18 protein-coding genes, 6 pseudogenes and 1 riboswitch are annotated in these 24334 nt (G+C 51.4%); of the genes and pseudogenes, 14 read left to right on the top strand and 10 right to left on the bottom strand.

Annotation, left to right across the window (positions count from 1 at the left end; genetic code table 11):
• Nucleotides 1–7: 7 nt before the first annotated feature.
• Both A4S02_RS08420 and A4S02_RS08415 read left to right on the top strand, forming a co-directional pair.
• Nucleotides 8–862, top strand: coding sequence for a peptidylprolyl isomerase (locus A4S02_RS08420; RefSeq protein WP_070323498.1), 855 nt, complete (start codon nt 8–10; stop codon nt 860–862).
• Nucleotides 828–1397, top strand: a complete 570-nt coding sequence (locus tag A4S02_RS08415; RefSeq protein ID WP_082246794.1) for an HPP family protein — start codon at nt 828–830, stop codon at nt 1395–1397. The genes A4S02_RS08420 and A4S02_RS08415 overlap by 35 nt, the downstream gene beginning before the upstream one ends.
• Before the next feature lie 79 nt (nt 1398–1476).
• Here the strand turns inward: A4S02_RS08415 and A4S02_RS08410 are convergent, their stop codons facing one another.
• The gene (locus A4S02_RS08410; protein WP_157885533.1) at nt 1477–1863 is read right to left on the bottom strand and encodes a cupin domain-containing protein; all 387 of its coding nucleotides are present in this window, start codon (nt 1861–1863) and stop codon (nt 1477–1479) included.
• A gap of 287 nt (nt 1864–2150) precedes the next feature.
• On the opposite strand from A4S02_RS08410, the gene A4S02_RS08405 reads away from it, so the two are divergent.
• Nucleotides 2151–3764: an ISL3 family transposase gene (locus A4S02_RS08405; protein WP_070323496.1), complete on the top strand. Its 1614-nt coding sequence runs from the start codon at nt 2151–2153 to the stop codon at nt 3762–3764.
• Nucleotides 3765–3984: 220 nt separating this feature from the next.
• Here A4S02_RS08405 and A4S02_RS08400 read toward each other — a convergent pair whose 3' ends face one another.
• The 5 genes and pseudogenes from A4S02_RS08400 to A4S02_RS15105 form a co-directional block, all read right to left on the bottom strand.
• Nucleotides 3985–4449, bottom strand: a complete 465-nt coding sequence (locus A4S02_RS08400) for an Lrp/AsnC family transcriptional regulator (protein WP_070323495.1) — start codon at nt 4447–4449, stop codon at nt 3985–3987.
• 548 nt (nt 4450–4997) lie between these two features.
• Nucleotides 4998–6023, bottom strand: a complete 1026-nt coding sequence (locus tag A4S02_RS08395; RefSeq protein WP_070323494.1) for an IS110 family RNA-guided transposase — start codon at nt 6021–6023, stop codon at nt 4998–5000.
• Between the two features lie 261 nt (nt 6024–6284).
• The gene (locus A4S02_RS08390; protein WP_070323141.1) at nt 6285–7670 is read right to left on the bottom strand and encodes an IS1380 family transposase; all 1386 of its coding nucleotides are present in this window, start codon (nt 7668–7670) and stop codon (nt 6285–6287) included.
• 95 nt (nt 7671–7765) lie between these two features.
• Nucleotides 7766–7918, bottom strand: a pseudogene (locus A4S02_RS15110) (transposase); the annotation flags it as partial.
• Between the two features lie 66 nt (nt 7919–7984).
• Nucleotides 7985–8779: pseudogene (locus A4S02_RS15105) on the bottom strand (Rieske 2Fe-2S domain-containing protein); the annotation flags it as partial.
• A gap of 347 nt (nt 8780–9126) precedes the next feature.
• Nucleotides 9127–9359: riboswitch (cobalamin riboswitch) on the bottom strand.
• A gap of 380 nt (nt 9360–9739) precedes the next feature.
• Here A4S02_RS15105 and A4S02_RS08370 point away from each other — a divergent pair.
• The 3 genes from A4S02_RS08370 to A4S02_RS08360 all read left to right on the top strand — a co-directional run bounded on the left by A4S02_RS08370 (nt 9740) and on the right by A4S02_RS08360 (nt 12999).
• Nucleotides 9740–10723 (top strand): DUF1852 domain-containing protein, encoded by a 984-nt coding sequence (locus A4S02_RS08370; protein ID WP_070323491.1) that lies wholly within the window; start codon nt 9740–9742, stop codon nt 10721–10723.
• Between the two features lie 27 nt (nt 10724–10750).
• On the top strand, nt 10751–11779 hold the full coding sequence (locus tag A4S02_RS08365) for a methionine synthase (protein WP_070323490.1): 1029 nt from the start codon (nt 10751–10753) through the stop codon (nt 11777–11779).
• Between the two features lie 320 nt (nt 11780–12099).
• The gene (locus A4S02_RS08360; RefSeq protein WP_070323489.1) at nt 12100–12999 is read left to right on the top strand and encodes a LysR family transcriptional regulator; all 900 of its coding nucleotides are present in this window, start codon (nt 12100–12102) and stop codon (nt 12997–12999) included.
• Nucleotides 13000–13047: 48 nt separating this feature from the next.
• Here the strand turns inward: A4S02_RS08360 and A4S02_RS08355 are convergent, their stop codons facing one another.
• From A4S02_RS08355 to A4S02_RS08345, 3 genes are all read right to left on the bottom strand, one after another.
• Nucleotides 13048–14415 carry an IS110 family RNA-guided transposase gene (locus tag A4S02_RS08355; RefSeq protein ID WP_070323488.1) on the bottom strand — a complete coding sequence of 456 codons (1368 nt, stop codon included), beginning with the start codon at nt 14413–14415 and terminating at the stop codon, nt 13048–13050.
• Between the two features lie 345 nt (nt 14416–14760).
• Nucleotides 14761–15066 (bottom strand): type II toxin-antitoxin system RelE/ParE family toxin, encoded by a 306-nt coding sequence (locus A4S02_RS08350; RefSeq protein ID WP_070323487.1) that lies wholly within the window; start codon nt 15064–15066, stop codon nt 14761–14763.
• Entirely contained in the window at nt 15063–15314 is a 252-nt protein-coding gene (locus A4S02_RS08345) for an antitoxin (protein WP_070323486.1), read from the bottom strand. Before A4S02_RS08345 ends, A4S02_RS08350 begins: the two co-directional genes overlap by 4 nt.
• A gap of 318 nt (nt 15315–15632) precedes the next feature.
• On the opposite strand from A4S02_RS08345, the gene A4S02_RS08340 reads away from it, so the two are divergent.
• A complete protein-coding gene (locus A4S02_RS08340) occupies nt 15633–16142 on the top strand; it encodes a hypothetical protein (RefSeq protein ID WP_070323485.1) in 510 nt (169 codons plus the stop codon).
• Between the two features lie 120 nt (nt 16143–16262).
• On the opposite strand, the gene A4S02_RS08335 is transcribed toward A4S02_RS08340, so the two are convergent.
• Nucleotides 16263–17468, bottom strand: coding sequence for an IS701 family transposase (locus A4S02_RS08335; protein ID WP_070323398.1), 1206 nt, complete (start codon nt 17466–17468; stop codon nt 16263–16265).
• A gap of 121 nt (nt 17469–17589) precedes the next feature.
• On the opposite strand from A4S02_RS08335, the gene A4S02_RS15100 reads away from it, so the two are divergent.
• From A4S02_RS15100 to A4S02_RS08300, 7 genes and pseudogenes are all read left to right on the top strand, one after another.
• A protein-coding gene (locus A4S02_RS15100) for an IS5 family transposase (RefSeq protein ID WP_099046902.1) occupies nt 17590–18353 on the top strand; the annotation gives its coding sequence in 2 pieces (ribosomal slippage) (nt 17590–17923 and nt 17923–18353; 765 coding nt in all).
• 58 nt (nt 18354–18411) lie between these two features.
• The gene (locus tag A4S02_RS08325) at nt 18412–19617 is read left to right on the top strand and encodes an IS701 family transposase (RefSeq protein WP_070323398.1); all 1206 of its coding nucleotides are present in this window, start codon (nt 18412–18414) and stop codon (nt 19615–19617) included.
• 160 nt (nt 19618–19777) lie between these two features.
• Nucleotides 19778–20044, top strand: a pseudogene (locus A4S02_RS08320) (carboxyltransferase domain-containing protein); the annotation flags it as partial.
• Nucleotides 20041–21044: pseudogene (locus tag A4S02_RS16345) on the top strand (5-oxoprolinase subunit C family protein). The pseudogenes A4S02_RS08320 and A4S02_RS16345, both read left to right, overlap by 4 nt.
• Nucleotides 21041–21800 (top strand): annotated as a pseudogene (locus A4S02_RS08310) (LamB/YcsF family protein). The pseudogenes A4S02_RS16345 and A4S02_RS08310 overlap by 4 nt, the downstream one beginning before the upstream one ends.
• A 118-nt stretch (nt 21801–21918) precedes the next feature.
• The gene (locus A4S02_RS08305) at nt 21919–22797 is read left to right on the top strand and encodes a DMT family transporter (RefSeq protein ID WP_408736030.1); all 879 of its coding nucleotides are present in this window, start codon (nt 21919–21921) and stop codon (nt 22795–22797) included.
• A 170-nt stretch (nt 22798–22967) separates the two neighbouring features.
• A pseudogene (locus A4S02_RS08300) lies at nt 22968–24188 on the top strand (MFS transporter).
• The last annotated feature ends 146 nt before the right edge of the window (nt 24189–24334 follow it).

Genomic DNA, 24334 nt, shown 5'->3' with positions numbered 1-24334 from the left:
CCCGAACATGATGAGTTCTCCCAATCAAACCGGTCACACAATCTTTGTAAATGACACCGCCATTTCATTGGAGGATGTTCAGGCAGAAATGCCGCACCACAAAACAGCGTCTCTTCAGGCGCAACGGAATGATGCCGCAAGAGCGCTGGTGGTAAAAACACTCCTGCTTGATGAAGCCCGGAAAAAGCTCGACACTAAGAGCGGAGACAGTTTGACCGATGAAGCGCTCATTCAGGCTTTGCTAGAGCGGGAGGTCGAGGTGCCAACACCAACGGATGATGAGCTTGAGCGCTGGAGTGCGTCCAATATTGCCCATATGCAGGCTGGTCCCGCCATGCATGTGCGGCATATTTTGGTATATGCAGACAAATCTATGCCGGGTTCAGTGGAAACAGCGCAAAAAAGAGCGCAAGAGTTTCTGAACCACCTGAAAAATAACGCCATAGATTTTGAACAAGTAGCAGCACGTTATTCAGAATGTCCTTCCTCCAGTAGAGGGGGGGATTTAGGCATAATGCAAGAGCAAGATCTTTTGCCAGAGTTCAGGAAAGCCCTTCAAACTGTCCAAGAAGGTGAATTCTATGATGGTCTGATAGAAACACGATATGGCGTGCATATTGTGCAGCTTTTAAAAAAGTTTTCCGCTGAGCTAAAGGTCGAAGCGTTAAATAAAGAAGAAAAACAGCGTATTCGGATTTTCCTTGAAGATAGTAGTTGGAAGCAGGGCGTGCAGAACTACATTGCCATGCTTGCCTCTAAAGCGCGAATTAAAGGGTTTGACGTGTTTTCTGGCACAACAGCGCAGGCATCCAGCACCGGTTGGCCGGATGGAGGAAACTGCACAGGGAAAAAACCTTCCTGACTGTATAACAATACTTTCTATCTTGCGGCTAAAAAATCTGAGGGCTTTTATGGTTTTGGAAATAATTTTTAAAACATTTGCCGTTCTGGTCTCTACAGGGGTCATGGGGGCATTAGCATATTTTACGCATTACCCATTGCTTTTTCCTAGCTTGGGGCCAACTATTTTTATTCATATTGTTACGCCACAACAGGACGCTTCAAGAGTTTGGAACACACTGGCAGGGCATGCAATCGGGATCATTGCTGCGGTGTTCTCTTTGTGGATATTTGACGCTTTGGCAGCCCCCGCTGCTATGAGTATTGACCACATTACTTGGAACCGTATGGCTGCGAGTGTCCTGGCGATATCCCTGACAGTCTTGGGGCAGGGCCTTTGTAAAGCAAATCATCCTCCCGCAGCAGCAACAACATTATTGCTGAGCTTGGGCGGATTTCATTCAGATATAAAAACTATTAGCGTAATATGTATAGGTGTTATTATTTCGACTACCGTTTCTGAAGTTTTTCAAAAATTTATGGCATATAAAAAATAAGAAAAATTTTTACAGCTTAATAGGATTACTTAATTACAGTCAGGGCACCCGGCACAAAAAAGCGCCGGGTGTTTTTTGTTTAATTCGCAATTTTGTTTGCGATGACAGGCACGAATGTTTTGTCAGGAACAACAACACCTTGCATTAAAATATCCCCCTCACGAGCGGCAACCCAATGATGCCCCTTCATGGGTGGGACAACAATGACGCTACCTGCAGGCAAGCGCTTTTCTTTTGCGGGGTCTACAACATCACCGTCACCCCAGAATACTGGGCCTGAAATTACCGTGAAAACACGATAGTCTTTTTCCACACCATGCGGTGGTAAGATATTGCCCTTAGGAATTTTCAGGAAAACGGTTTTGGGTTTTCCGGTTTCATCCATAACAACAGGCGCAATTTTTGCAACGTCATGCACGGTTTTATACGTAAAGTCATCTGGGGTAAAAGTGTATGTTTCAGCCATAGCCGCACTATGGAGGCCCAGCATAAGCAGCGCAGAAAGTACAATTTTTTTTCATATGCAAACCTTAGGGGGATAGTTTGTTGTAATAGCGCGCATAACTACGCCTTCCCCTCTGTTGCAGTCATGATCCATATCAATCATGATCTCAGCAATTATTAATTAAATTAGTTTTTATATAAAAAAATGAAATATCCAGGTTCTTCCGCACTTTTCGTGATGGGTATCTTGTACTGAGGTTCCGGAACTGGGAAATCCAGAAAGTCGTTCACTTTCATGGATATTCCCCAGTGTCACGCCTTCGGTCTCTTGATCTTCCCCGTTCCCTCGTCGTTCGTCGTGTTGTTGCACTGGATAACAGAGTGGAGATCGAAGTCGGTCTGCGAAAACGGAGTGCAGTGTGTCCGGACTGTCAGTGCCCGACACAACGCATTCACAGTTTCTATCAGAGAAAACTCGCGGATCTTCCATGGCAGGGCCGTCCAGCCACGCTGATCGTTTCTGTGCCGCGCTTTTTCTGCCAGACGATGCTTTGTCCACGTCGGACGTTTGTCATGCCCCTTGAGGGGATAACCGTGCGTCATGGCAGACAGACCACACGTCTTGCCGATCTTCATTATTATATCGCCCACACCCTGGGCGGTTCCGCTGGAGCACGAATGACCGTGCGCCTGTGTTGCCCCATCAGCGCGGATACTCTTGTCCGCCGTCTTCTCTCACGTGTGCAGAACACCACAAAAGGCACGGCCCTTACACGTGTGGTGAGGGTGGATGACTGGGCATGGCGGCGGGGACATCACTATGGAACGATTGTGGTCGATCTTGAGAAAAATGATGTCATTGACCTCCTGCCAGATCGGGACGCTGATACCCTTGCCCGATGGCTGCAGGTCCACCCCGGTATTGAAATCATTGCCAGAGACCGTGCCGGTACTTATGCAGACGGATGCCGCAGAGGCGCACCATCCGCTCTTCAGGTGCCAGGCCGCTGGCATCTGCTGAAGAACCTGTCAGACGCTTTTGTCAGCATTCTGGACCGTTTTACGACGACTGTCAGGCCCCTGACACGACAGATGAACGTATCAACGGTCGTAAGCAAAATATCTGAAACAATCAGAGCGCATCCAGAAGAGGCGCAGGCGGTCGTCAGGTCAGCCTCTGGGGAACGGCGTGACATTCTTTTCAAGGAAGCTCTTGCCCTGAAAGCAGCGGGACACAGCATTCAGGCTATCGCCACAACGATCGGGGTAGAGAGAAAAACCGTGCGGCGCTGGTTTCAGCGGGGCCATGCACCACCATGGAAAAGAACGGTTCCGTCACGCAGCATACTCGTGCCTTACACAGCCCACCTGGAAAAGAGATGGTCCGAAGGATGTCGCAATAGTCGTCAGCTATGGCGGGAACTCCTGGAGCAGGGCTTTGCAGGACAATATGGCACCGTCTGGAAATGGGTGGCGACGCGACAGGGATGTTCCGCGAAACCCGTTCCTTCCGCGCATGTCGTTGCACCTCGGGGACGCAGACTTGCGCGGCTTCTCCTCGCAGAGGATCCGTTATCTGCCGGACAGGAGGGACTGCTGGTTCCTGCCCTTCTGGAAGCTGAACCGCACCTTGCCGTCACACTCTGCTGGCTCAGGAAAATGCAGACCCTGCTCTGTAAAAGGGGTGACACCTGCACGGGAGGCGATCTGAAGGCTCTGCTGGAAGAAGGAAAGACGACGCTGCTGTCACGTCTGATTCCCGCGCTTGAACGGGATGCGGCTGCCATTGAAGCGTCTCTTGTCACACCTTGGACAACCAGCCCGGTTGAAGGACAGATCAGCCGACTGAAAATGATCAAGCGAACCATGTTCGGAAGAGCAGGCTTCGAACTCCTCAGGGCGCGTGTCCTTCAGCCCGCATAATCAAAAAACATCATCACGAAAAGTGCGGAAGAACCCAGTTTTCAGTGAAAATCAACAGTCTGATGCTCTGAACGCCAATCGAAAGATGATTTTTGAAAGAATGTCGGAGAGACAAGTTACCAGTCGGAGGCAGGTCTGCCACCCTCTCGTCCCATGCCGACGGAGGCGCTGTAGACTGAGCACTGGTATGATGAAGCGGTTTCTGACCGGCAAGTCCTGCTCAGAGTGGCAGAGGCCGCCCATCCACGACCTCCTTCATAACGAAGAATGTTCGTGTCTGACGTACGCCAGGCAGGGCGATAAGGCGGCTGGCGTGAAACCGGTTGAAATCCGCCATATCCTTTACCCTAATTTTAAGAAAATAATCGAAATCCCCGGCCACAAGATAACAGTCCAGGATCGTCCTGATGTTGTGTACGGCCTGTTCGAACAGGCCGAAGCTGTCCGGTGTAGATCGGTCAAGAACGACACCGACGAGAGCCAGCGTACCAAAGCCGAGTTCTGCCGGTTCGAGCTGTGCGTGGACATCGCGCACGTAACCCTCTGTCATGAGACGCTGGACGCGGCGATGGCATGTCGCCGCGCTGATATTTGCCTCCTTAGCCAGCTCTGCATTGGGCATGTGGCCGTTCTTTTGAAGCAGGCGCAGCAGGGACATATCGATTCGGTCCAGGTTTTCTAACATGAAAAAATCCTCCAGATTGATGGCATTTTATGATGAGTAACATACGATATGATCGATTTTGGAGAATTTTAGAAGTTCTATTGGCATCCAATAAGAAAGCACCTTCCATAAGAAGTGTGGGATAGTGCGGACGTCATCTCAGGGGCGGTCCAGTCAGCAGAAGCGCCCTTTTCATTACGGAGTGCGCCCATGCTGAAGCTCGACCGTTTATGTGGACGGCCGTTTAAAGGCAATGCTTCACATTGTCTTTCCCATGCAATTTCCAAAACGTATTATTCTACTGGCGGATGATGCATACCGATTTAACGTGAAGACCCGGTCAGATGCGCTCTTATGTCCGGCCTGTTTATGCGACTTTATGCGCTGGCCATCATGGGTGTGCGCTCACGTGTCAGGCACCAATCTCGTATCGCGTGCTCAGGGGCACAGACGGTCGAACGGTATGGCCTGAACTGTTGCTGAATGACAGTCTTCCCATCACGTCGGTTCGTACATACTGCCGGATCTACCGGAGCAAGCTCCGGTGTCCATCGTTCTGCTGGTGCAGGTCAGCCTGCTGAAACACTGACACCAGTCGGACGATAGATCTCTTTACGTGACAACAACGCCCAGATGATACGAGCCATTTTATTGGCAAGTGCAACTGTTGCCAGACGCCTTGGACGACGCGCCATGAGTTCGCATAGCCACTGACCCGCAGCGCTATCCCACTTATGGGCACGATGAAGCATGGCCGTCGCACCAAGAACCAGCAACGTTCTTATCTGCCGGTTGCCCGTTTTGGTAATCCTTCCCAGACGGGTTTTACCGCCGGTAGAATACTGACGAGGCACAAGCCCAAGCCAGGCAGCAAAGTCGCGCCCGCGCCGGAAGCTCTGCAGGTCAGGCGCAAAAGCTTCAATCGCAAGAGCGGTCAGAGGACCCACTCCAGGCATGCTCTGCAATCTGCAGGTGTTTTCACTTTCCTGGGCAAGCATCCTGATCTTCTTTGTTCTGACATCAATCCGCACACTCTGCTCCGAAATCTGTCGCAGCAGATCAAGGCATTCCTGCTTCACAGCCTCTGGCAGAACCGCCTCATCCAGCATGGCTTCAATGTGTCTGATATGCGCAATCCCCTGTGGCACGACGAGACCGAATTCATACAGAACGGCACGCAGGGCATTCACCAGTTCCGTGCGCTGGTGCACCAGACGCTGCCGGGCCCGGAAAAGAACGCCACGCGCCTGCTGCGCTTCAGTGCGTGGTTCGACAAAGCGCATTTCCGGCTGACGGGCCGCAATGACAATCGCTTCCGCATCAGCAGCATCGTTCTTCTGGCGCTTCACGAAAGGCTTCACATACTGCGGAGCGATCAGTCTGACCTCGTGACCAGCTCCTGCCAGTTCGCGAGCCCAGTAATGCGCGCTCCCGCACGCTTCAAGAACGACCAGAGCAGGCGGCTGCGTGGCCATGAACTGCATAAACTGCTGACGACGCAGCTTTTTGCGAAACATCACCTCGCCCGCACGCGAAGCTCCATGAACCTGGAAAATGTTCTTTGCCAGATCAACGCCTATCACTGTATCCTTCATCTGCCGTCCTTTCGCGCAGTCGTTTCTTCCAACGACCATTCTGGCACATTGCGATGCCGTGCGGGGAGGACGGCAATCACCCCATCTCACACTTGAGGCAATTTCAGGTCATTTTGTAGAATTCAGTCATCCCACAGGAGCCCGATCTGGAATATTGACGATATTGTGCTTCTGGCGGCGGGTTCTGAACGCAGTGAGGGTGTCACGGCCTGAGAAGGCAGTGTTGGTGGAAGCTATGTGGTCTGTGCACTGTCTGTTTCTTCAGATGGCCTGCCGGAGCCTTCGCAATCGTGCATGAGCGAGGGCGAATTCATGCTGACAGGGGAACATGTCCGGCATGGACAGGACAATCCGACGGACGCTGAGCGTTACACGTGTCGCGATTTTGAGCAGTCGTGCGCGTATGGTGCCACAGGTCGCCGTCTCCAGGCTGGTCTGGCCAAGGGCCAGTCTTTGCAGAGCGGTCAGCAGGACATAGGCTGCGGCCGAGAACCACAGCCGGAGCTGGTTGGCCCGGATGGTGTGGGACGAGGTCCTGTCTGAGAACAGATCCATCTGGCATTCCTTGATGCGGTTTTCCATATCCCCGCGTGCGCAGTAAATCTGTTCGTAGAGATGGCGGGGGTCGGACATTCCCTGCGGTAGCGTGGTGACAATAAAGCGATGATAGCGGTTGCCGTGGCGCCATTCGGCCTTGGCCACGACCCGCCTGCGGCGCGTCCAGCTGTCCTTTGTGATCCAGTCAAAGGAGGCAAAGCCGCGCGCCGCTTTGCCTGTCGTGGCGGCTTCGTCACGAACCTCAGCGGACAAAGAGGCAATCCGGTCATACAGGCGGGTGTTGCCTGCAAGCCCGAACAGGAAGTCAACGTGGTTGTCTTCGCACCATGTCATCAGACTGTCCCGGGCGAAACCGCTGTCCCCACGCACCAGGATACGCACCCGGGGCCAGCGGCTCCTGATCTGCTCCACGATCCGGCGGATGTCTGCCAGTGCTTCCTTCCTCGGGTCCCTGTCTGCCGTGCGCAGGGTAGCGCTGAGGAGATGGTCCCCGCAGAAGACATACAGGGGAAGATAGCAGTTATGGCCGTAATATCCATGAAAGGCCCGGCCTTCCTGATGGCCATGGATACGGTCATCGGTGGCATCCACATCCAGAACGATCCGGGCGGGTGCGCGCTCATGCTGGTCCATGAAAAGCGTCACGAACAGGGTAGCCAGGGCCTCATGATCAGCAATGATGCGGCAGTAACGATCTGCCTGCTGCCCACTGCGCTCTAGCCGGTTCAGCGTGGATTTTCCTGCCAGTGCCGCACAGTTGGCCCGGCTTCCTGACAGACGTCCCGATACCAGACCCATGACAGGATCATGACGTAAAGCGTCATGGTCATTAAGGTCTTCATAGCCCAGTGCCAGGCCCATGATCCGCTGACGGACAAGGTCTTCAACCCGGTATTCCACAAAGGCAGGATGCCGCTCATCGCGAAAACATGCAGCAAAGCGGCGGCTGAACCCCAGACTATCATCGACCTGCTTTACCAGGATGACACCGCCATCCGAACTCATGCGACCCCCGTCAAAACGGGCTACAACACGCCGTCCATAGGAGGCTGGAAATTCATACGCGCCTGCGCTACACTCTGTCTGCATCGGGTTTTCTTATAGCTTACGAAAATTTCTTTTACACAAAATAGACTTTTTCATAATCTAACCCGATGTACAACCCTTCCGTGAGATTTCCGCGTCGAAGCATCCATGCCGCCATATTTCGCGCGCCACCGGTAAAACGTGGCGTTGCTAATCCCATGCTCCCGGCACAGGTCAGGAACCGGGACACCGCCCTCAGCCTGGCGGATCACACCCATGATCTGGGCGTCAGTAAAGCGATCACTCTTCATCAGAATCTCCTCAATTCTTACGCTGAGAAAATTCTCATTCAAAAGTCACTCTTTTTATGGGGGGATTACCATACAGATCCACAACTCCATCACGGGATCCTCAATCCCTTGCGTTTCAATACGCAGGCTCTGATAGGGATATTGTGTCCTGATGGTCATGACGTCCCGATAGGCAAAATCCCGACCATCACGGCGTCTCTGGCCGTAAATCAGCGCCTCACTCAAAGGCTGCTTGCCGCCCGTTCGTGCAAACGTTTAACGGGCCTCAACAAAATCATCTCCGTGATCCATTCCCAGAAACCGTGGCTTCATTTTGCCGACAAGTCGGCTATGCAGAACCTGGTGATTCATATCCATCAGGTTTTCATGCATGAAACTGTAATGACAGTTCACCACCTGGCGGAAGCGCCGCGTGCGGTAACGTCTGTCTCTCACCCTTGGAAAGTCAGGGAATGGGGTTTTGTCCGCAAGAGACTGATCCCCCATAAAAACAAAAATGAGCCCATCTTTTTCCCGGCAGGCCCAGGTCCTGAGACGCAGACATTGCGCTTCGGCAGAAACATTGGGCGAAACACATTGTCCGTCTCGGTTATATTTCAAACCATGAGCGATACAGCTTAGAAGATCACCATGGACCTCTCCTTTGGCGAGCAGAACCTGCCGATGGGCGCACAGGCCATCCAGAGCGTAAGGCACACCGCTTTTGGGACGCACGACGACGATATGCCGTCCTGCAAACCGGACATCGATTGCCTTTTCCCGTCCCAATTCACGGGACCAGGCGACAGGATACCAGAAGTCCGGATTGGTTCTGACTCGTCTTAAATCGATCTGTGCCGCGCACACTGAATGGTCTGAAATTTAGTGAAGCTCGTTTTCCATTGCCTCGGCATTTCAACTGGCTCAGCACAAAGCGAAACGAAGCAACACCCCGACATGGAGCATTGTGCCGTCTCTCACAGTTTCTCTGAGCAAGTGTACCCGTTACCAATACCGGACAGAATGGGTCATTGTCCGGTGACTGAATCTCAAGTTTCTAACGGATCAATGCTGTCTGCAGCACAAAAGCGTCATTCGTATATCGGCCACAAATGATGGGGTAAAAAACTCTGGCCTGAAAAGAGCCGTCGCCTGATTCATCAGGAACGACCGAGGCATGAGGCAGACAGGCATATATTCTCTCCTCTCTTCGGTCATCCCGCCCGACGGTTGGTGGCTGAGCAATGGCAGGTCTCCTGGCTCACGGATCATGGCCAACTGGTTCCAACCTTCCCGTCCCCTATGGGAACAGTGGTCCACGTTCAGGGCGAACGAACCAGCGGCATACCGCCTACAGTTGCGGGAGCAGCCTCCGACTTCGCGCCTGGACGGTCGTCTGACCAGTGCGTGACGGAGTTCCCTATTAACCCGCTTGCGCGGGACCATTGAAGCGTTTGCCTCTGTAACATGCCGCCAAACGCATCCAGCGTGCAAGCTGGAACATCATGGATGGGGCAGAAGGCAGATATCAGTTTTTCGCATGTAGAACATCCGTCTGACTCGCCAACACGCCGGAAAACAAGCGCCCCGTTGATAATGTCTCTGGCTTTATCTCCTCCGGGTAAGGCTTTGCTTCCATCAACCCATGAACGATATTTATGTTTTTATGAAATAAAATCATTTTTGTTCACTGTATCATTCGGGCATAAAGCAGACACCGCGCTTACCAGCACACATGATGATGACCACGACCTGAGAGAACTGGAAACGAAATTTGGGGCCATCTTGAATCCCCATAAATCAAATTCTGGTTTTTCGTGGTAAAAGAGATGCAGAGCCATAATGATTAAGGACTTTACATTCAGTATCAATCGACTTCGCTTTGATGAGAACTATCATCCATCCGATAAGACACGCCTCACGACCAATTTCGCCAATCTGGCGAGAGGGGAAAGCCGTCAGGAAAACCTGCGTAATGTCCTGCTGATGATTGACAATCGTTTCAATGATCTGGCCCATTGGGATAACCCCAATAGGGATCGCTATTCCGTCGAGCTTGAAATCATTTCCGTCGACATGGATATCGATTTTTCTGGCAAAAGCGACAGCTTTCCGCTGATCGAAGTTCTGAACACGACGATTGTCGATAAAAAAGCCAACAAGCGCATAGATGGTCTCGCAGGGAACAGTTTTTCCTCGTATGTGCGGGACTATGACTTCAGCGTGTTGCTACCGAAATATAACAAAGATAAGCCAGAATTTAGCGTTCCTGATAATTACGGGAACTTGCATGGAAATCTTTTTAAGAGCGTTGTGAATTCCACGGCGTACAAAAATAATTTCAGGAAGCCCCCTGTCATATGCCTTAGTGTCTCAACCAATCGGATCTATCATCGAACAGAAAATCAGCATCCTGTATTGGGTATTGAATATCAGCAGCGCGAATTTTCCCTGACGGATTACTATTTTGAAAAAATGGGAATGCAGGTTCGCTATTTTATGCCACCCAATAGCATGGCACCATTGGCGTTCTATTTCTCCGGCGATCTGCTGTCTGATTACTCCGCTCTTGAGCTTATCAGCACCATCAGCACGATGGAGTCTTTCCAGAAAGTTTACCGTCCTGAAATTTACAATGCCAATTCTGCTGCTGCCGATTGTTATCAGCCGAGCCTGAAGAATCAGGACTATTCAAATACCCGAATTGTCTACGATCGCGAGGAGCGCAGCCAGCTGGCGACCGCACAGGGGAAATATACGGAAGAGAATTTCATCAAGCCGTATCACGATGTTCTTGAGCAGTGGTCTGCCAGTTACGCCGTTTGATCAATCAGAAACACAAGGCCATCTCTTATGAAAACACTGCTCCCTACCTCAACGGCCGGCAGCCTGCCCAAACCTTCATGGCTTGCCAAACCCGAGACGCTCTGGTCACCCTGGAAATTGCAGGGTGAGGAACTGATCAAGGGTAAACAGGATGCGCTAAGTCTGACCCTGGACGATCAGGATCGTGCCGGAATTGATATCGTCAGCGATGGTGAGCAGACACGTCAGCATTTCGTCACAACGTTTATTGAGCATCTCAGTGGTGTCGACTTCGAAAACCGTCAGATGGTTAAAATTCGCAACCGCTACGATGCAAGTGTGCCGTCAGTCGTAGGCACCGTGACGCGTGAGAAGCCGGTCTTTGTCGAGGATGCGAAGTTTTTACGCACACTGACGAAGAAGCCCATCAAGTGGGCGCTGCCTGGCCCTATGACCATGATCGATACACTTTATGACGGCCACTATAAAAGTCGCGAGAAACTGGCCTGGGACTTCGCCAAAATCCTCAATCAGGAAGCCAAAGAGCTGGAGGCGGTAGGCGTCGATATCATCCAGTTTGATGAACCCGCCTTCAATGTTTTCTTTGATGAGGTGAACGACTGGGGTATCGCAACATTAGAAAAAGCTATTGAAGGACTGAAATGCGAAACCGCAGTCCATATCTGCTACGGCTATGGCATCAAAGCCAATATTGACTGGAAAAATACTCTTGGTCAGGAATGGAGACAATATGAAGAGATCTTTCCCAGACTTCAGAAATCCAATATCGATCTGATTTCACTGGAGTGTCAGAACTCCCGCGTTCCGATGGATCTGATTGAACTCATTCGTGGAAAAAAAGTCATGGTCGGCGCTATTGATGTGGCAACCAATACCATTGAGACGCCCGAGAAGGTCGCTGACATCTTGCGAAAGGCACTTCAGTTTGTCGATGCCGACAAGCTTTATCCCTGCACCAACTGCGGTATGGCTCCTTTGTCGCGTGAAGTGGCCCGAGGCAAACTCAATGCCTTAGGCGCAGGCGTGGAAATTGTTCGCAAAGAACTCTCGGTCTGAGAGACCGCTGGATTGGGATTTCGGTGGTGGAAGAGGCGTAGAGACAACCACGTCGGTGCGCTCTTCCGACAGCCTGCTTTTTAGTGTGTCAGTCATGGCAGTCGGAAAGAGGTGCAACGCCCACTTTTTTCCTGAAGGCTTCAGGCAGGAGATTGAGGCCGTATTTAAATCCAGAACGAAGAAAGCGATAGTTGTCAGTCGAAACTATGGAAACTATCCGAATGGATCGCGCAGAAGCATCACGATAAGAGTTTATAAAAATGAACTGAAATGATACATTTTTATCATTATATGAATTTTGTGCATTTATCGGACGAGACATGGGTATTCTGGAGCGCAGTCATCTGACAATCATTCGGGAAGTCACGCGCGAGGGCTCGTTGACGGCCGCCGGGATGCGGCTGAATCTGACCCAGCCAGCGCTCAGCCATTCTATCCGCAAGATCGAGCAGCAGCTCGACGTAAAGATATGGCGGCGGGAGGGACGGTCACTCGTGCTCACCCAGGCAGGGAAATGGCTGTTATCACTGGCGAACCGTCTGCTTCCGCAGTTTGAACTTGCAGAAAACCGTCTTGAACAATTCGCAAATGGAGAGCGTGGTACACTACGCATCGGCATGGAATGCCACCCCTGCTATCAGTGGCTCCTAAAGGTGGTCGCTCCCTATTTGGATAGATGGCCGAAGGTTGATGTGGATGTACGACAGAAGTTCCAGTTTGGTGGGATCGGCGCGCTGTTCAGTAATGAAGTTGATATTCTGGTCACACCTGATCCGCTTTACAAACCCGGCCTGACGTTCACACCGGTTTTTGATTATGAACTCGTACTGGCTGTTGGTCCCGAACATCCTTTACGTGAAGAAAAGTTCGTGTTGCCGGAGCAGCTTGCAGACGAAACATTGATTACCTATCCCGTTCCGTCAGAACGGCTTGATATTTACACGCAGTTTCTGCAACCAGCCGGGATTGGTCCACGGCAGCAAAAGCAGATCGAGACGACGGACATCATGCTGGTGATGGTGGCCCATGGAAGAGGCGTTGCAGCACTTCCACGCTGGCTGGTGGAAGAGTATGCCTCCCGCTTTGAACTTTACCCTGTAAAACTTGGTAAAAAAGGCATTGCGAAACAGATATTTCTTGGTCACCGCGAAACTGACGATGAGATTCAATATCTGCGGGACTTTATCGAATTCGCCGCTTCACCTCATTCAGATCGTTAAGGATTGTTTCTGACATTCACATTTAGAATGTCTTCGTGCCTCTGCTTCCTAAGAAACAGCAGGTTCGGTGGCTACAGGGATGGGATGCAGGACAAACCCCAGCGATTGTGCGCGTCGGTGTAGATTGGAGACGACACGTTTGCGATGGATTTCATCGTAATGTCCTGCTCCGGGATCGGCATAAACCATGCCGTATCTGAGGGTATTATAAAACAGAACTGCTATTTTCCGGGCCGTGGCGGTCACAGCCTTTGCTTTCCCGACCCGCGCTGACAGGCGTCTGTAAAAAGTCCCCAACGCAGTATCGCTTCGCCCGAGCGTCGTGGCAGCCAGACGTAGTAGTGCTGCGGCCCGGCTTGAGGATCGGCGTGTGCGAGATGAAAGAAGCTTGCCACCGGAAATCTTGTTCCCCGGAGCGAGGCAGAGCCAGGACGTGAAATGTTTTGCACTTGGCCAGGCGCGGAGATCTGTGCCGCATTCTGCCACAAGCTTGAGGGCCAAGGACACACCGATGCCATGGATCTGCGTGAGATCCACGCCCAGCAAGCGATACAGAATGCCTCGTACGTCGAAGGACGGAGCACTCACCTGCTTTGTCTTGATCCGAGGCTTTGGGAGGTCTGCTGCAGGCTTTGCACTGCCGTGGCTCAAAAGCAGTAGCAGGCCTTCCATGCGGCGATCACAGGCCATGATCCGTTCCTGATAAATATCATAGAGCTCCAGGGCCTGCGTCAGAGCGAACACATGTTCATCTCTATAATTGCCCATCAGAGCTGCCGATATCACTTCTGCCGATGAGCGGCATCTGACGTCGCGCTTAGCGGCCAGCGTCTCTGGATCACGTTCACCGCCGACAATTGCCCGGATAATCTGCATGCCTGTGACGCCAGTGATATCGGAGACGACGTGATGGAGTTGCAGATTCATTTCCATCAGGGCTTTCTGCATGTGCTGGATATGTCCCGCAGCATACTCGACCAGACGTTCACGTTGACGCAAGTAAGCCCGCAATGCGGCAATATCGGCCTGAGGCCGAAAGCTTCCACGCAGCAAGCCATAGGAATGAAGTTGCTGGAGCCATCCGGCATCGCTCACGTCCGTCTTGCGACCGGGTACATTCTTGGCGTAGCGCGCGTTCACCAGAATGACGTCGAAACCATGCTGCTCAAGGATTTCATAAACCGGGATCCAGTAGACGCCTGTAGATTCCATGGCGACACTGGTGACTTTGCATTCTTTGAACCACTCAGCCAACGCATGCAGGTCGGACGTAAATGTGCCAAAGGACTGGATTGGGTCCTTCGCAGCCTCAGGGGACACCGCCGCCATATGCATCCGTGATCCAATATCAATCGCAGCGGCTCCCTGAATATGGCGTGTGAGATCAAAGGACGCTTTTGCAGATTTTCGAGGCATCGTAACATCTCCACACAGTGTGCTGGAGGAGGGTGTGGAACATGCCTATCAATCATCTTCCTAACCGGGATCACCGCAAGGCGGTGTCACCATTCTCAAGTTCGCACAGTTCCATGGACCACGTTTTTTAACGGGGACGAACCCGCCAATAAGCGAACGACCGCTACCCTCCTGTCCGGCACAATAGCATGGCCCGTTTCTATGCCGCACAGGCGGACAAACGTCCGGGATCGTTTTTTACAATGTCCGGTTTCTCTATTTTCCTTTCGATACCGGATGTTCTGTTTACGCCCTCATGTCGGACGTAGGGCTCGGCAATCTGCGTTGCCGGAAGCGGACGTCAAATCATAACCGGCCTGCCAGGCGGGTCAGAAGATCCATGCGCTCATGCAGGATGGCCACGACCAACGCTGGTGCGCCCTCACGCGGCAGGCAGAAAATGTAGTGATGGTCGACCCGTACCATTCTGAGCCCGGGATACAGCGTGCTCATATCCTTGAAAGCGCTATGGCCCTCGACGAGACTGACAATGCCTTGCTCCAGAACGGCGACATATCGACGAACCTGAGCGTCTCCCCACTGTTTTGTTGTGTAACGGATGACCGCACGCAAATCAGCTTCCGCGGCTTCAGTAAGGATGTAACTTTTCAAGTGCGCTTCTCGTTGAGTTCCTCACCGAGGATCGCACTGACGCTCTTTGAGCTTACCTTGCCATCAAGGCCTTCCTGAACGCGGGCTCTAAGAAGATTTTTAAGTTCTTGCCACGCCTGGTCGGTATCAAGATTATCAGGGAGCAAGCGTTCAAGCGCATACTGCTTGATCGTTTTGCCCTGTAGCGCCGCCAGTGCTTTCAGGCTCTGGTGCTGCTGATCCGTCATATCAATGGTCAGTCGGCTCATGATATATCCCTCCCACGAAGCACAAACCCACATTAGCACATATGTGGGCGCGATACGAGGAAAAGGTGGCAGTCGCCTCCATGTCGAACATTCAGATGGTCATCACAGCTACCCGAAAGGCGACATTGTTAGGCGCCGCGACAGCATAACGTTTAAGCTCGCTCATAAAACTAAAGACTGAGTGAACAGGCAGAAAACTCTGGCATTCGTGGAAAATCTATTGGCACGATAAGGCATATTTGCACTGCCGCTAATAATACGAGCCCGTAGGACTTAGCAGGCGCATGCATACGTTACGCTTACGATGAAAGTGAAAAAATGACTTCAAATGAGAATGGCACTGAATACGTTAGCGGCCACGAGATTAAGCTGACGCTCCTCCTTACTCCCGAGCAGGCTGCGGGGATGCAAGCGTGGTCCGATTCTATACCTACCTTATATATGCTCGATATCTGCGTAGCGAACGTTACTAAACTTTCCCAAGCAGCCCTAGACGCCAACGCCCGTAAAGCCGCTTTGGTGGAACGCTTGCGCCATCTCGATAAGCCTCAGAATTCCTTTTCCTATTTGCTGGCGCTAATTGAGAAGGCTAGTGGCCCGAAGGCAGGCTTGACCGATGAGGAATTGGAAGCACAGATTCTTCATGACGTTACCAAGATGCGTAAGTTCTTTGTCCACGCAAAGATTCTGGAGGCGGACGAGTTCTTGCTTGGCTTTGCGCGCGTGCTCAGGCACGAGCCGCCTGAACTGGCGCGAGACGCATATCTCGAATTTTTGAGACGGGCTAGCACTACAGTTGCATTTTGTGTCGTGAGTGAGCGCGGATAGCGCTGGCCTGATGTGTTCGTCGAAAGACGGACCATCTGAGGATGTGAGAGACAGGTAGTCTGCGTTGTGCAAGTTTTACGACGAGGCGCCTGATTTCCTGAATGGACCAGCGGACGACGATTATCGTGTTCTGCGTTGTGTTTTTTTCGGTTTCAATGAGTTTGCCTGATACCGGACACTTGCCATGACGGCATAGGCCAGCATGACCAGAGAGACATGCCGATGCCAACCATGCCAGGAGCGGGTCTCGTTATGATCAAGACCAAATTCGTTTTTGGCCGTCTCGAAACATTCTTCGATCCTCCAGCGCGTCCCTTCAACGTTCACGAGTTCCTGCGTGGTTGTCCCTTTCGGGCTCCAGGTCGTAAAATAGGCAAGGTCCCCGTCAGAGATGTTTCGGCGGATCAACAGGCCACGTGTCCATGGTCCGGCTATAGGGCTGTCAAATTCTTCAGCATCCAGATCAGCAAGCGGAAGATACGCCCAGTCATAAAGTCGCTCACCTTTTGTGCCGTGCCCCGCTGACAGACGACGCCAGGCCTGGTCTGGCAGTCCTGCTGCAATATCTTTCGCCTCTCCGGCAATCAGCGGTTCCATTGTCCATGATCCGAACCAGTGATTGCCCTTGACCCCAAGAACGTATCCAATTCCTGCCCGGCGAAGCGTGCGTTCCACATCGCCGACGCCATACACGCTGTCTGCTGCAACCCAGCGGAAGGGCACACCGGCCTCAATATTCCGCTCAATCATCATTGAGGCTAACGCCGGTTTGGTTGCGAACACCACGTCATCGGGAACGTGGGCCTGCTTCAGGCGCTCAGGCTTTGATGTCCAGTCTTTTGGAAGATACAGGGCGCGGTCAATAAAGGCATGCCCCCGTTCCGAAACATAAGCGCCAAACACACCAATCTGGCAGTTCGTGATCTTGCCGGCAGATCCCGTATACTGCCGCCCCACACCGCAGGACGCCTGACCCTTCTTCAGAAAACCGGTCTCATCAATGACCAGCACGCCCTCTTCAGTGCCCAGATGCTCAATCACATAATCCCTGACGACATCACGAAGGACCTCGGCATCCCAGTGCCCGCGCCCCAGAAGCGCCTGCTGCCGCCATGGACCGGGATCTCCTACGGCTTCCGCTCGCATCCATCCCGTCTTGCGTGGTTCATTGCCAATCAGAACGTCAAGGAAGGCACACGCAGAAGCCGCAACACGCTTCTGCGTGAACAGCGGCGCCATCCGATCCTTGGCGGACCGAAGCGAGCGCGCCCATAATTCCAGCGTCTCTTCAACAGACGCACCGCCACTCATCATATCCTGAATCATGGTTACCCATAAATTCAGAACTCAATGCAAAATGCAACTGTAGTGCTAGGCTCAGGACCTATTAATTTATTGAACTGAGCGAGACGTTGTGATTCACAGGCTTACCAATGGAGGTGAGGCTGTGAGTGAGTTGTTTTTGATTTCGGAGAGGCAGATGGAACGGATCAGTCCATTTTTTCCTCTGGCGCATGGAGTTCCGCGTGTGGACGACCGACGCGTCCTGAGCGGGATCGTTTACGTGATCCGCAACGGTCTTCAGTGGAAAGACGCTCCGAAAGCGTATGGTCCGCACAAGACCTTATACAATCGCTTCATCCGGTGGAGCCGCCTGGGTGTCTTCGACCGGATCTTTGTGGCTCTGACGGAAAAGGCTGGCCGTTCGAAGCGTTTGATGATCGATGCAACACATCTCAAAGCGCATAGAACGGCAGCGTCCCTGCTCAAAAAGGGGCTTTTCCCCGCCATATCGGACGCACAAAAGGCGGTCTGAACTCGAAGCTTCATGCCGTCTGTGATAGCGAAGGCCGTCCTGTCCGTCTTCATCTGACGGCCGGTCAGGTTAGTGACTTCAAGGGAGCAGATGTACTTCTGGCAGACCTTCCCGATGAGACAGAAGAGGTCATCGGGGACCGGGGATACGACAGTAATAAAATCAGGCAGTCTCTCGCAGAACGGAAGATCACCGCTTGTATTCCGCCGAAGAAGAACCGGAAATCAAAGCCACTTTACAACTGGCATCTATATAAAAAGCGCCACCTCATCGAAAACATGTTCGCAAAGCTCAAAGACTGGCGGCGGGTGGCAACACGATATGACCGCTGCGCACACACTTTCATGTCCGCTATCCACATCGCAGCAAGCTTCATCTTCTACCTCAAAGAATGAGTCCTGAGCCTAGCACTACAGTTGCATTTTGCATTGAGTTCTGAATTTATGGGTAACCATGATTCAGGATATGATGAGTGGCGGTGCGTCTGTTGAAGAGACGCTGGAATTATGGGCGCGCTCGCTTCGGTCCGCCAAGGATCGGATGGCGCCGCTGTTCACGCAGAAGCGTGTTGCGGCTTCTGCGTGTGCCTTCCTTGACGTTCTGATTGGCAATGAACCACGCAAGACGGGATGGATGCGAGCGGAAGCCGTAGGAGATCCCGGTCCATGGCGGCAGCAGGCGCTTCTGGGGCGCGGGCACTGGGATGCCGAGGTCCTTCGTGATGTCGTCAGGGATTATGTGATTGAGCATCTGGGCACTGAAGAGGGCGTGCTGGTCATTGATGAGACCGGTTTTCTGAAGAAGGGTCAGGCGTCCTGCGGTGTGGGGCGGCAGTATACGGGATCTGCCGGCAAGATCACGAACTGCCAGATTGGTGTGTTTGGCGCTTATGTTTCGGAACGGGGGCATGCCTTTATTGACCGCGCCCTGTATCTTCCAAAAGACTGGACATCAAAGCCTGAGCGCCTGAAGCAGGCCCACGTTCCCGATGACGTGGTGTTCGCAACCAAACCGGCGTTAGCCTCAATGATGATTGAGCGGAATATTGAGGCCGGTGTGCCCTTCCGCTGGGTTGCAGCAGACAGCGTGTATGGCGTCGGCGATGTGGAACGCACGCTTCGCCGGGCAGGAATTGGATACGTTCTTGGGGTCAAGGGCAATCACTGGTTCGGATCATGGACAATGGAACCGCTGATTGCCGGAGAGGCGAAAGATATTGCAGCAGGACTGCCAGACCAGGCCTGGCGTCGTCTGTCAGCGGGGCACGGCACAAAAGGTGAGCGACTTTATGACTGGGCGTATCTTCCGCTTGCTGATCTGGATGCTGAAGAATTTGACAGCCCTATAGCCGGACCATGGACACGTGGCCTGTTGATCCGCCGAAACATCTCTGACGGGGACCTTGCCTATTTTACGACCTGGAGCCCGAAAGGGACAACCACGCAGGAACTCGTGAACGTTGAAGGGACGCGCTGGAGGATCGAAGAATGTTTCGAGACGGCCAAAAACGAATTTGGTCTTGATCATAACGAGACCCGCTCCTGGCATGGTTGGCATCGGCATGTCTCTCTGGTCATGCTGGCCTATGCCGTCATGGCAAGTGTCCGGTATCAGGCAAACTCATTGAAACCGAAAAAAACACAACGCAGAACACGATAATCGTCGTCCGCTGGTCCATTCAGGAAATCAGGCGCCTCGTCGTAAAACTTGCACAACGCAGACTACCTGTCTCTCACATCCTCAGATGGTCCGTCTTTCGACGAACACATCAGGCCAGCGCTATCCGCGCTCACTCACGACACAAAATGCAACTGTAGTGCTAGGAAGCGTGCCTGGCTTTGGCTATCTGCATGGGTTAGACCCACACCTTGCCACACCACGTAAGTCTGTGCCTTCTTTGAAAATGCTAGCTGGTACCGTCACTATTGGTGGGCCACAAGCAGGTATATCTGCTTTAACAGGGCCAAACGGCTGGAATTCCATAGGCTTTACAGACCTGGTGATGTTTGATCCGGAGCGTGATCCACCAGCGTTATTTGCTGTGGGGGATCAGATCCGCTTTTATGCCGAAAGTATTGAAGTGTGATTACAGTTCTAGAAACAGGTGTGCTCAACAGTGTGCAGGATGCGGGTCGGTTCGGTTACCGTCATCTGGGTGTGAGCACTGCTGGGGCGATGGATCCGCTTGCTCTGCGCTGTGGCAACTCATTGTTGGGGAATGTCCCGAATGCAGCCTGTATTGAGGTGCAGACATTTCCTTTCAAAGTTCGTTTCGATAAATCAGTCAGTTTTGTTGTGACGGGTGGAGAAGGTGCCCTAACGCTTGGCGAAAGAAAAATTCTGTCTTGGTTTGTGGTATCTGCGCAAGAAGGAGATATCCTAACAATTGATTATCCTACCGTTGGTGCACGTATGTATCTTTGTGTGCATGGTGGCATTGATGTGCCGGAGGTGCTTGGCTCTCGTAGCACACAGTTGCGTGGTGGGTTTGGTGGCTATCATGGTCGTCCTCTAGAGCAGGGTGATCAAATGGCAGGTGCCGGAGGATGCGTGCCTGATGGTTTTGGTGCATATTTACACCTTCTCGGGCTTTAAATGCGTTGTGTGATAAGGAAAAAACCGTAACATTGCGGGTTATTCCAGCAACAGATTATTTTTTGTTTACGGAGGAATCTCGCAAGCATTTCTGGGATGCATCATGTCAGATTACAGCGCAAAGTAACCGCTTAGGGTACCGCCTAAAAGGGGATGCACTGAAGCTGCTGCACCCTTTAGAATTGCGTTCTTACGGTGTTATCCCAGGTCTTATTCAAGTTCCTCCTGCTGGGGAGCCTATTGTGCAGATGGCAGATGCCAATACTGCCGGTGGCTACCCACGTATTGCAACAGTGATTGAAGCTGATTTGTGGCGGCTCGCGCAGGCGCGTATTGGAAGTTACATTCAGTTCCTGCAATGCGATCAAGCAGAAGGCTTGCAGGCCATGCGAGATGTTGATGGCTATCTGAACAATATTCAGGAAATTTCAGGACTTTACAAAAAATCGCTCATCAGAAGGGATACCGGAAAAACCGGTAAAAAATCATGAAGATTGATTTGAACGCTGATATTGGCGAAGGCTTTGGACGGTGGACTGTTGCTAATGACGACGCCCTGATGAAGGTGATTTCATCTGCAAACATTGCGTGCGGTTTTCATGCGGGTGATCATCTAATTATGGATCGTGTTGTAAAAGCTGCCAAGGAGCAGGGAGTGAGCATTGGGGCGCATCCCGGTTTGCCAGATCGCATGGGGTTTGGCCGGCGCAATGGTGGTAAGCCCAGAAGAAATGGAAGCCATGTTGGCGTACCAGATTGGCGCGCTAAAAGGGATTGCCGCAAGGCATGATATGCGTGTGGGTCATGTAAGTTACCATGCAGCTTTTGGGAATATGGCCAATGCTAATCAGGATTTAGCAGACCGCTTAGCCCGTGTGATTGCAAAAATTGATCCACAGTTGGTTATGTTGGCCATGGAGGGGCATCCCATTGATCTTGCTGCCAGAAAAGCAGGTTTGCGTGTGCGGTATCTCTTTCTGGCAGATCGAGCCTATCAGTCTAGCGGAGCGCTGGTTCCGCGTGGGCAGGAAGGGGCTGTGATTCACGATTTGGATAAAGTTAAAGAGCGTGTCAAACATTTCTTGGAAACAGGGAATGTAACCACATCTGATGGCAAAAGCTTACCCATAAAATCCCGTTCCATACTTGTTCATAGTGATACGGCTGGATCGGATAAATTGGCAGAGGCCATTGCATCTCAAGTTCAGGCAATGGGCGGAAAAATTGCTGCTGCCGATACGGAGTAAGCAGCTATTATCTGGCAGAAAAACAAACTAGCTAAAAATACAGCAAGAAAAGAGATATGATTTTGCGCAGGAAAGGGCAGGAAAAAAGTGGTATGTTTCTGTCCGGAGCAGAACTGTAATGGCTATGCAGCATAATTTGGTGCGTGGCGCTTATCTGCTTGCACTGGCAACATTGTTTACTGCTCTGCTCAATGCGCTTCAAAAAATTACAGGTTCAACACTTTCTGTTGTTGAAATTGTGTTTTTTAGAAACTTCTTTTCAATGCCATTTGTTATTGTTATCGCTTTACGTGGTGGGTTGGTTTTAAAAACGCACCACTTTGGTGGTCATGTTATTCGCTCTGTTGTGGGGCTTATCAGCATGATCATGACTGTTGTGGCTGTCACACATCTGCCGTTAGCTGAACAACAGGTTCTTTCTTATACACAGCCTCTTTTCCTCATCCTACTGTCTATTCCGCTTATGCACGAACGGCCATCTATTCAGAGATGGGTTGCTGTGGGTGTTGGATTTATTGGGGTTATTGTTGTTGCAACTGGCAAAGGCTTGCTAGGGGGCAGTCATAGCACGGTGCCTACATGGGCTTACGCTGTTGCGTTGGGGCAGGGCGCTGTTGGGGCATTAACAACCATGCAGATTCGGCAGCTTTCAGCAACGGAAAAAAGCACAACGATTGCAATGTGGCAGGCCATTTTAATGACAATTGCTACAGCAGCAGCTCTGCCTTTTGTCTGGCAGATGCCAACACGGGCCGATGTGTTGTGTCTTATTGCGGTTGGTGCTTTTGCCGGAATTGCGCAGGTTTTGCAAACAGAGGCTTTTGCTTCCGCTCAGGTTTCAGCCATTGGGCCATTCGCATATTGCGGTCTGATTTGGGCGGCACTTATCGGCTGGCTAGGATTTCATGAGATACCTGGTGTTGCCATGTTTGTGGGTGGGCTGCTGATTATTGGTTCAGGCCTGTGGATGTTGAAACATGAAAGACCGCAAAATTAAAAAGTGGTTTTAGAAACAGACGTTTCATCTGAAGCATAATCTGGAAGATGTTTTTTCTTTTATCTACGGGTGAATTGCGCTCATAATGTTTCGGTATCGTAAATAACATTGATGATCTGCACGATGCAGGGTGGCTCTTGAAGCTATGGGGTTGAAGGGTAGAAAAAGATATGAACAAGGCGGCAGGTTCATCAAGATACATATTATTTACTATGATTTTTCTGATGTACGTTATCAGCTATGGAGACCGCGCAGCCCTTTCTATTTCACTTCCCGCATTGGGGCAGGAATTCTCGTTGTCTTCTGTGCAGATGGGTTGGGTGTCCTCCAGTTTTCTTTGGTCTTATTTCTTGCTGAATTTGCCCTCAACAATATTGTTGGACCTTGTTGGTGCGCGTTTGGTTGGTAGCTTGGCAGTTTCCGTTTGGTCATGCGCTATGGTGTTAGGCGGGCTAACGCAAAATGTTACCCAGTTCATTTTATCACGCATGCTGTTAGGAGTAGGAGAAGCGCCTACATTTGGCGTTGGGGCCACTATTGTTCGGAACTGGGCCAAACCGCATGAGCGTGGAACAGTCATGACTATATTGCTGACAGGCATGCAGATTGGGTTGGCTGGGGGCACAATTGCCGGAGCGTATCTGATTGCAAAAGTGGGGTGGCAGTTTGAATTTATGGCTTTGGGTGCCATTGGGCTTGTGTGGGCACTTGCATGGTGGCTTCTTTATAGGAATCCAAACAAAACGGCTGCGCAACCACGTGTCCGGCCTATTCGGTTTTCAGAGGTTTGCGCACTCTTTCGCTCTTCAACGTTTTGTGGCATTTTGGTTGTGCAATGTACACAAAATTTTCTGAATTTTCTATTGATGTCTTGGGTGCCATTTTACCTTATTCATGAACTACATGTTAACGTTATTGGATCAGGCAGTGGCACGGCGGGATGTTACGTTCTGGGCGCTATGGGTGCCGTTATTTTAGGACGTATTGCTGAGCACATTGTATTCCGCAATCACGCAAATCCTAGCCATCGTCGGTTTATTGTAGCATTTTGTATTATAGGAAGCGCGATGATTGGTATTCTCCCTTTCTTTCATCAAGCAACGCCTATTCTTGTTGTCTTATCCTTGTCTCTCTGTTGTCTGATTGCAGCAAACGGTGCCAACACAGCCATGTTGGCTGATATGCTGCAGGATGGTCAAAAAATAGGTTCTGTTACAGGGGTTACACTTACTTTCAGTAATGCCCTCGGCCTTACAGCACCAATTTTGACAGGATATATTGTGTCATATACAGGAAATTTTAATATGGCATAGTATAGTTGTTCGGTGGCACTAATTCTTGCAGGCTTGATTTCATTACTGATAGTGCGCAAACCCATTGTGATGGCATAGTGTTTAAAAGAGAAATATAGATACTTTAGAGTATCTGGTTTATGTATAAGGGCATCCCTGCAAGAGCTGCTAATGCAGTTTTTCAGGGATTTTTATTATGCAAAATCCGGTATTTATCCATCCGATATAAGCTCTGTCTTGAGTGC

Source organism: Acetobacter ascendens, assembly GCF_001766235.1.
Taxonomy (GTDB): domain Bacteria; phylum Pseudomonadota; class Alphaproteobacteria; order Acetobacterales; family Acetobacteraceae; genus Acetobacter; species Acetobacter ascendens.
Note: the sequence above shows the minus strand (reverse complement) of the source record. Positions and strands in the feature narration are given on the sequence as shown.